This is a genomic window from Novosphingobium sp. AAP93, from assembly GCF_001296055.1.
GTDB lineage: Bacteria > Pseudomonadota > Alphaproteobacteria > Sphingomonadales > Sphingomonadaceae > Novosphingobium.
Map to the genome: position 1 here is coordinate 129,453 of NZ_LJHZ01000096.1, position 7,707 is coordinate 137,159.

Sequence of the window (7,707 nt, forward strand, 5' to 3'; positions counted from 1 at the left end):
AGAGCCGGGGGAGAGGGCCATGCGCCAAGTCAATCACGAGCTCAGTGCCATGCGCTGCCCGCATGCGCTGGCGGATGTCGACCTGTTCGGTTCGGGCGCGGCCGAGCACTGGTACGAGGCCTATGCCATCCTCCACGCTGAAGCCCCGGTCCTGCGCCTGCCCGGCGAGGGCCTGACGCCCGATCGTGACGCCTTCGTCCTTTCAAAGTACGAAGACATCGCCCGCGTCGTGCGCGACTGGGAACGCTATCCCCCCACGCTCTCGCTCCTGCTCGAAGCCCGCAAGGCCGATCCCGCTTCGGTCCGCGCGATGCCCGACATCGATGCGATGGTGAAATCGATCGCTACCCTGCGCCCCAATCCCGAACTCTGGCGCGCGCATCGCCAGCAATTGACCGACCCGTGGGTCGGCCCCGGCGCCAAGCGGCACGAGGCGATGATCACCAGCCATGTCGACACCCTGATCGACCAGTGGATCGCGGGCGAAAAGTTCGATTTCGTCGCCGATTTCGCGCGGCCTCTGCCCCAGCGCACGATGGCCGACGTGCTCGGCTTCCCGCTAGAGGACGTCAAGGACCTCGAGATCTGGGGCAACGCACAGGTCATGTCCTATGTCCACGGCTGCGGGCACAACAATATCCTGACACCTGAACAGACCGCTGAGAAATTCCGCCTCCTCGCCGGGTTCTCGGACTATGTCCGCGATCACGTCCGCCGCCGCCGCGCCAACCCGGGCGAGGACATGATCAGCTTCCTCACGCAGGTCCACTACGAAGCCTTGGACCGCAAGCTCACCGACGATGAGATCGACGGCATCGTCTACGCGATGGTCATCGGCGGCCTCGAAACCACCCAGTATGCGCTCGTCGAACAGGCCCAGCTCCTGATCGAGCGCCCCGGCCTCTTCGCCAAGCTCAAGGCCGACCGCAGCCTTATCCGCCCCTTCACCGAGGAAGGCATGCGCCTGCGTTCGCCCACGCAGGGCCTGTCCACCCGCATCACCTCGCAGGGCGAAGTGTTCCAGGGCATCCACGTTCCCGCCGGTTCCACCCTCCATCTGCGCTGGGGAGCCGCCAATATCGACCCGGACGAGTTCGAGGACCCGCTGGAGCTGAAGCTCGATCGCGCCGCTGTCACGCGCCACCTCGCCTTCTCGGCCGGTCCGCGCGTCTGCCCAGGCACCGGCCTCTCGCGACTCGAGCAGACCATCGCGTGGAACCGTCTCTGCGACCGCCTCGCCGCGCTCGATTACGCCCCCGGCAACACCTTCCTCCACCAGCCGGGCATCATGCTCGGCACGCTCGCCCTTCACTGCACGTTTTCTCGGGAGACCACGGCATGACCACACTTCTTGCGCACATCCGGATCAAGCCCGGCTCGGAAGCCCAGTGGGAAGAGATCATGGCCGACATGATCCACCAGACCTGGAGCACCGAGACCGGCGTGAAGCGCTACGAATACTGGAAGGGTGAGGCGCCGAACCTCTATTATTGCCTGCTCTCGTTCGACGACAAGGTGGCCTTCTATCGCCACCAGATGTCCCCCCACCACGAAGGCCACGATTTCGCCGCCGTGCTGGAGGACATCCGGCTCGAGTACGTCGATCCGGTCAAGGGCGCCGGCGGCGGCCTTCCGTCCACGGTCGACACGCCGCTGCCCGCCGATGCCGACGCCGACCTCAAGACCGCGCAGGAGCGCTTCCCGCTCACCATCCCGGCGTGGTGGACCGCCCGCGCATGACCGCCGCCGCCAGCCTAGAAGACCTGCTGGCGAAGGACGCCATCACCGACGTCCTCGCCCGCTACTCGCGCACGCTCGACTGGCTGGACGAGGTAGGGCACGCAAGCTGCTACTGGCCCGATGCGGCGATCGATTATGGCTTTTTCAAGGGCCTGGCGGCAGATTTCGTCCCTGTCGTCATGGTCATCGAACGCGCCAGCGCCCGCCGCTGGCACCTCAGCGGCCCGCCCGCGATCCGCCTGATCGATAGTGCCCACGCCGACGTCGAAACCTACGGTCTCACCGCAGGCGCCCGCCAAGGCGAGGACGGCACCTACGCCGGCACGATGTACGGCGGCCGCTACCTCGACAGCTTCGAAAAGCGCGCAGGCGAGTGGCGCATCGCCCGGCGCGACTACGTGCTCGACTGGTCGCACCCGATCCCGAACCAGCCGGTATTCGATCCCGATGCGGCCTTCCCGCTGCCGATCCTCGAGATCCTGCAGGGCGGGCATCCGAGATACCGGGTACTGTAGCCCCACCCCGCTTCCACATTTCGTCATCCCCGCGAAGGCGGGGATCCAGAGCGGCCACAGCTCTAAATCGCCCTGGATCCCCGCCTTCGCGGGGATGACGAGAGTTGGGGGCGGTCCGTCTCTTCCACACTTGACCCACATCAATGTGCGCCCATGCGCCGCCGTGCATACCTCTCCCCGTCAACCGCAACCGGGGGTCCCATCATGTTCAAGTCCAATATCGGCGAAGCAGACCGTGTCATCCGCCTTGCCATCGCCGCCATGCTGATCGTGTTCAGCCTGATCGCCGGCCATCCGCTGATCGCGCTGATCGCTGTCGTACCGATCGTGACAGCCTTTGCCGGCACCTGCCCGCTGTACAGCGTGCTTGGCCTGCACACCTGAGCTTGCCCCGGCGCGCCTCAGGCGGCATAGCGCGCAGGCCATGCACGATATCCGCCTGATCCGCGAGAACCCCGCCGGGTTCGACACCGCCCTCGCTCGCCGCGGCGTCGCCCCGCAGTCGGCGGCCATCCTCGCGCTCGACACCGCCAGACGCAACGCGCTAACTGCGCAGCAGGAAGGACTTGCACGGAGGAATGCGCTTTCAAGGCAGTTTGGTGAGTTCAAGAAGAAGGGCGAGAACCCGCCAACTGACCTTATCGCTGAGCTTGAATCGCTGAAAACAAACCTTCCGCAAGGTGATGTTGAGATCGCGTCGCTGAACGAGAAAATCCACGACGCTCTGTCCGCACTCCCCAACCTCCCCGCAGAGGATGTCCCCGAAGGCGAGGACGAGGCGGGCAACGTCGAAGTGAGCCGCTGGGGCACGCCCCGCAGCTTCGATTTCCAGCCGCTCGAACATGCCGATCTCGGCCCGCCGCTCGGCCTCGATTTCGAGACCGGCGCGCTCATCGCCGGCGCGCGCTTCACCTTCCTGCGCGGTGCGATGGCCCGCCTCCACCGCGCGCTCGCGCAGTTCATGCTCGATCGCCAGACCGCCGAGAACGGCTACACCGAATGCATGCCGCCGCTCTTGGTGAAGGACGAAGCCGCCTTCGGCACCGGCCAGCTGCCCAAGTTTGCCGAAGACCTGTTCAAGACGACCGATGGCCGCTGGCTCATCCCCACCGCCGAAGTCAGCCTCACCAACTCGGTGCTCGGCCAGATCCTGCCCGATAGCGCGCTACCCTTGCGCATGACCGCGCTTACACCCTGCTTCCGCTCCGAAGCCGGCGCCGCCGGGCGCGATACGCGCGGGTTCATCCGCCAGCACCAGTTCGAGAAGGTCGAGCTCGTCTCGATCACCCGGCCCGAGGATTCGGACGCCGAGCACGAGCGCATGACCACGGCGGCGGAATCGATCCTGCAGGCGCTCGGCCTGCCCTATCGCAAGATGCTGCTCTGCTCGGGCGACATGGGCTTCACCGCGCGCAAGACCTACGATCTCGAGGTCTGGCTTCCCGGGCAGAACGCGTTCCGCGAGATCAGCTCCTGCTCCAACTGCGGCGATTTCCAGGCCCGCCGCATGAATGCGCGGTACCGCCCGGAAGGCGCGAAGGGCACCGAGTTCGTTCACACGCTCAATGGCTCCGGCCTTGCCGTCGGCCGCACGCTCGTCGCGGTGCTGGAGAACTACCAGCAGGGCGACGGCACGGTAGAGGTGCCCGAAGTCCTCAAGCCCTGGATGGGCGGCGTGACCCGCCTTACCCCGCTCGGCTGATGCAGGCCCTCCGGCTGGCGATTGCGGCGCTGCTCCTGCCTGCAGGGCTTGCCGCGCATGCCGCGCCGGAGAACCTGCTCCCACCCAAGCACCGCGCTCTGCCACCGGTGGTCAAACCGTCGGAAAAGCGCGAAGCCGGCGCACCCCGGCTCACTTGGCCGACGTCCGGTGCCGTGACCGCGAAGTTCGGTGCGCCGGTCAAGGGCCTCCCGAACAACGGCATCGATCTCGCCGCCTTCGCCGGGATGACCGTCCACACCGCCGCCCCCGGCAAAGTCGTGTTCGCCGGCAAGGAACCCGAACGCTTCGGCCAGCTGATCGTGATCGAGCATACCGGCGGCTGGGTGACGGCCTATGCCTACCTCGGCAAGGTCCTCGTCAAGGAGGGCCAGAGCGTGAAGGCCCGTCAGGTCATCGCCCGCATCGGCAAGAGCGGGGAGGCGAAGCGCCCCGGCCTCCACTTCGAGCTCCGCAAGGGAACGTCCCCGCGAAACCCGGCGCTCTATCTGCCAATCAGGCTTTAAACGCCCAGAACACCACGCCCATCAGCAGGTAGCTGGCGATCCAGAACGCCGCGCCGCGGATCACCGTCCCCGCCGATGCCCCGGCCCGCGCCTCCCCGATCGCCAGCGCAGGCGCGACGAAGGCCAGCGCCAGCCCACCGGACATCATGAAGTAGAGCCACGGCTTCACGTCAAGCGTCGCCGCGCCGACCCGGGCGAACATGTGCCCCATCATCGCCGCCGTCAGCAGCAGCAGCGCGCCTGCCAGCACCAGCTGCGCAGGCCGCCGCGCCGCTGCGCCCTGAGCACCCGCGCCAAACGCCAGCGCCGCGAGTGCCGCCACGATCACCGCCAGCCAGTTCACCGGACCCATGCCAAACACCTTTCCATCATGGCCAAGCCCATTCCCGCACATGGCCCCGCGGTGCCACGCGCCACTCCACGGCCAGCGCCGCAACGGCGTCGACAATCGCGTCGTGCTGTACCGCACTGATGATCGGGCACACCACATGGCTTGAAGCGCAAGAGGGCCCCGCCATCGCCAGCACATCCGCGAGCGTCCCGCCGCCGCCCCACAGAAGCGCCTCATAGCATTCGACCAGCCGTTCGGCCTGCAGCAGTTCGATGATTCCCGCATCGGGCACATCCGCGCGGCTCGCACTGGCATGCCCGCCAGCCTTGGCCAGCGCCTGGATTTCCTGAGGGTGCCGACCTTCTGCCACCAGTCCCCAGAACCCGCGCACAAGACCAAGCTCGCGCTCCACGATCACGTGGACCGCGTCATGCGGCACCGGCCCCTTCCACGGAAACCGCGTCTCCACCCGCGTGCCATCCGAGCGCTCAATGGCGATATGGTCCTCGCCGCTGCCCTTGGTGATGCGAATGATCATGCCCGCCCCATAGCGCGTGGTGACGGCCCGGCCAATTGCGTGTAAGCGCCCCCGCCATGGCCACGACACCCATCATTCTTCCGGACGCCCCCAAAGTCGGCATGGTCAGCCTCGGCTGCCCCAAGGCGCTCGTCGACAGCGAGCGCATCCTCACCCGCCTGCGCGCCGATGGCTATGCCATGAGCGCGAACTATGCCGGGGCCGACGTGGTCCTCGTCAACACCTGCGGGTTTCTCGACAGCGCCAAGGAGGAAAGCCTTGCCGCGATCGGTGAAGCCATCGCCGAGAACGGCCGCGTGATCGTGACGGGGTGCATGGGCAACGAAGCCGAAGTGATCCGCGCCAAGTTCCCCAGCGTCCTCGCCGTGACGGGCGCGCACCAGTACGAAGCCGTGGTCGAGGCCGTCCACGAAGCCGCGCCGCCCTCGATCAGCCCCTACGTGGACCTCATCCCGCAGGCCGATCCGGGCGACGTGAAGCTCACCCCGCGGCACTACAGCTACCTCAAGATTTCCGAAGGCTGCAACCACGCCTGCGCCTTCTGCATCATCCCGAGCCTGCGCGGCAAACTCGCCAGCCGCCGCATCGATGCGGTGCTGCGCGAGGCCGAAAAGCTGGTCGCCGCCGGCACCCGCGAACTCCTCGTCATCAGCCAGGACACCTCGGCCTACGGCGTGGACGTCCGCCACGAAACGCGGCAGTGGAAAGGACGTGAGGTCCGCACCCATATGACCGACCTCGCCCGCGAACTCGGCCAGCTGCGCACGCCTGACGGCCACACGCCGTGGGTGCGCCTCCATTACGTCTACCCCTATCCCCACGTCGATGCCGTCATCCCGCTGATGGCCGAAGGGTTGCTCACCCCCTACCTCGACATCCCGTTCCAGCACGCCAGCCCCAATGTGCTGCGCGCCATGAAGCGCCCCGCCAACGAGGCCAAGGTGCTCGAGCGCCTGAAAGCCTGGCGCGAAATCTGCCCGGACATCGCCGTCCGCTCCAGCTTCGTCGTCGGCTTCCCCGGCGAGACCGAGGCCGATTTCCAGTACCTCCTCGACTGGCTCGACGAAGCCCAGCTCGACCGCGTCGGCGCCTTCCGCTTCGAACCCGTCGCCGGCGCCGCCGCCAACGACCTGCCCGACCCCGTGCCGGAAGAGGTCAAGGAAGAACGCTACGCCCGGATCATGGCGAAGACCGAAGCCATCAGCGCCGCCAAGCTCGCCGCCAAAGTGGGCCGCACCGTCCGCGTGATCATCGACGAAGTGGGCGAACCCGACGAAGACGGCGACATTGGCGCCACCGCCCGCAGCCAGGCCGACGCGCCCGAGATCGACGGCGCCGTCTACCTGCGCAACGTGCCGGTGGACCTGAAGGCGGGAGACTTCGCTGAGGTGCTGGTCGAGGACGCCGACGCGCATGACCTCTTCGGGGTGATCACGCCAGCAAGTTGACACGGTTGACACAGTCCAGAGCGAAAACTCAGCCGCCCCGGCGGAGCCCTTCCGGCCTTGCGCGGAGGCGGCGAAATCGTGGGAAATCCGGGGTACTGACGCGAACATTTGCAGAACATACCGCAGGTGCCTGCCTGTAGGACAGCGCTTTATAAATAACAGACGCGTCTGTTATTTATTGCCTGCGGTCCTCCCCATTTTTGCGGAGCACAAATGGGGAGGTGGCATCGGCGCAGCTGATGATGGAGGGGTTTCAGGCGGTGGAAGAGAAGAGCCTCCGGCGGGCAAGGGCCATTGCCCTTGCATCCCGCGCTTCTGGGGGTTGTTGCACCTGTCACTGCTACCCTGTGCTGTCACCGTAGTCCTGCATTTTACGCGGGTCGAGCAGACCTATGTCCAGACTAGAGCGTCAAGGCGCAAGTGAAACCACCAGCTCGCAACAATCCGGTTGCACGATACCGTTTCGCACGGCAATCTTGCCCGCAGTCGGCCTTCTCTTGGGCGGAGACTGGTTGGTGTGCATTGCCGGTTTGCATAAATTTATGGCGAAAGACCAAATGATGCATGGAGCAGATGGCGACCTACGAAATGCCCCGGTGGGCCGAAAGGGCAAGTCCACAGTCGATCGGATCATCGACGCCGCTGCCGAGGTACTTGAAGCGAGGGGATACGAGGCCCTCACAACAAATCACATCGCCGAAGTCGCTGGCGTCAACATCGCAACGCTCTACAAGTACTTCGCAAACAAGCAGGCGATCCTAGTTGCTCTCACCCGGCGGAGGTCAGGGCACTGGAAGGACGTATTGGGGCCCTGCATCGATCAAATCCTCAACGGGATGCCGTGGCGCGAAGCCAGCTAGCGTCCGCGCTCGTGGTGTAATTTCCGGTGTAGGCGATGGTGTATTCCGG

10 protein-coding genes are annotated in these 7,707 nt (G+C 66.1%); 8 read left to right on the top strand and 2 right to left on the bottom strand.

Annotation, left to right across the window (positions count from 1 at the left end; all coding sequences use genetic code 11):
• Positions 1-19 precede the first annotated feature (19 nt).
• From IP83_RS14870 to IP83_RS14895, 6 genes are all read left to right on the top strand, one after another.
• Positions 20-1,342 carry a cytochrome P450 gene (locus tag IP83_RS14870; RefSeq protein ID WP_054123001.1) on the top strand — a complete coding sequence of 441 codons (1,323 nt, stop codon included), beginning with the start codon at positions 20-22 and terminating at the stop codon, positions 1,340-1,342.
• Positions 1,339-1,740: a putative quinol monooxygenase gene (locus IP83_RS14875; protein ID WP_054123002.1), complete on the top strand. Its 402-nt coding sequence runs from the start codon at positions 1,339-1,341 to the stop codon at positions 1,738-1,740. Before IP83_RS14870 ends, IP83_RS14875 begins: the two co-directional genes overlap by 4 nt.
• Positions 1,737-2,255 (top strand): nuclear transport factor 2 family protein, encoded by a 519-nt coding sequence (locus IP83_RS14880; RefSeq protein ID WP_156309736.1) that lies wholly within the window; start codon positions 1,737-1,739, stop codon positions 2,253-2,255. The genes IP83_RS14875 and IP83_RS14880 overlap by 4 nt, the downstream gene beginning before the upstream one ends.
• Before the next feature lie 204 nt (positions 2,256-2,459).
• Positions 2,460-2,639, top strand: coding sequence for a DUF2892 domain-containing protein (locus IP83_RS14885; protein ID WP_054123004.1), 180 nt, complete (start codon positions 2,460-2,462; stop codon positions 2,637-2,639).
• Positions 2,640-2,679: 40 nt separating this feature from the next.
• A complete protein-coding gene (serS, locus tag IP83_RS14890) occupies positions 2,680-3,957 on the top strand; it encodes a serine--tRNA ligase (RefSeq protein WP_054123005.1) in 1,278 nt (425 codons plus the stop codon).
• Positions 3,957-4,481, top strand: a complete 525-nt coding sequence (locus IP83_RS14895) for a murein hydrolase activator EnvC (protein ID WP_054123006.1) — start codon at positions 3,957-3,959, stop codon at positions 4,479-4,481. Before serS ends, IP83_RS14895 begins: the two co-directional genes overlap by 1 nt.
• Here IP83_RS14895 and IP83_RS14900 read toward each other — a convergent pair.
• Together IP83_RS14900 and IP83_RS14905 are read right to left on the bottom strand one after the other, a co-directional pair.
• The gene (locus IP83_RS14900; protein ID WP_082364730.1) at positions 4,471-4,833 is read right to left on the bottom strand and encodes a hypothetical protein; all 363 of its coding nucleotides are present in this window, start codon (positions 4,831-4,833) and stop codon (positions 4,471-4,473) included. The two genes, IP83_RS14895 and IP83_RS14900, sit on opposite strands and share 11 nt — an antisense overlap.
• A gap of 16 nt (positions 4,834-4,849) precedes the next feature.
• A complete protein-coding gene (locus tag IP83_RS14905; RefSeq protein WP_054123008.1) occupies positions 4,850-5,350 on the bottom strand; it encodes a hypothetical protein in 501 nt (166 codons plus the stop codon).
• Positions 5,351-5,406: 56 nt separating this feature from the next.
• Between IP83_RS14905 and rimO the strand changes: the two genes are divergently transcribed.
• On the top strand, positions 5,407-6,798 hold the full coding sequence (gene rimO / locus IP83_RS14910) for a 30S ribosomal protein S12 methylthiotransferase RimO (protein WP_054123009.1): 1,392 nt from the start codon (positions 5,407-5,409) through the stop codon (positions 6,796-6,798).
• Between the two features lie 542 nt (positions 6,799-7,340).
• Positions 7,341-7,658, top strand: coding sequence for a TetR/AcrR family transcriptional regulator (locus tag IP83_RS20690; protein ID WP_054123010.1), 318 nt, complete (start codon positions 7,341-7,343; stop codon positions 7,656-7,658).
• Positions 7,659-7,707 lie beyond the last annotated feature (49 nt).

Excerpts from the sequence above, each read along its gene's own strand:
- IP83_RS14885 (WP_054123004.1), top strand. The coding sequence starts at position 2,460 with ATGTTCAAGTCCAATATCGGCGAAGCAGACCGTGTCATCCGCCTTGCC.
- IP83_RS14870 (WP_054123001.1), top strand. The coding sequence starts at position 20 with ATGCGCCAAGTCAATCACGAGCTCAGTGCCATGCGCTGCCCGCATGCG.
- IP83_RS14880 (WP_156309736.1), top strand. The coding sequence starts at position 1,737 with ATGACCGCCGCCGCCAGCCTAGAAGACCTGCTGGCGAAGGACGCCATC.
- rimO (WP_054123009.1), top strand. The coding sequence starts at position 5,407 with ATGGCCACGACACCCATCATTCTTCCGGACGCCCCCAAAGTCGGCATG.
- IP83_RS20690 (WP_054123010.1), top strand. The coding sequence starts at position 7,341 with ATGGCGAAAGACCAAATGATGCATGGAGCAGATGGCGACCTACGAAAT.
- IP83_RS14900 (WP_082364730.1), bottom strand. The coding sequence starts at position 4,833 with ATGGGTCCGGTGAACTGGCTGGCGGTGATCGTGGCGGCACTCGCGGCG.
- IP83_RS14875 (WP_054123002.1), top strand. The coding sequence starts at position 1,339 with ATGACCACACTTCTTGCGCACATCCGGATCAAGCCCGGCTCGGAAGCC.
- IP83_RS14905 (WP_054123008.1), bottom strand. The coding sequence starts at position 5,350 with ATGATCATTCGCATCACCAAGGGCAGCGGCGAGGACCATATCGCCATT.
- IP83_RS14895 (WP_054123006.1), top strand. The coding sequence starts at position 3,957 with ATGCAGGCCCTCCGGCTGGCGATTGCGGCGCTGCTCCTGCCTGCAGGG.
- serS (WP_054123005.1), top strand. The coding sequence starts at position 2,680 with ATGCACGATATCCGCCTGATCCGCGAGAACCCCGCCGGGTTCGACACC.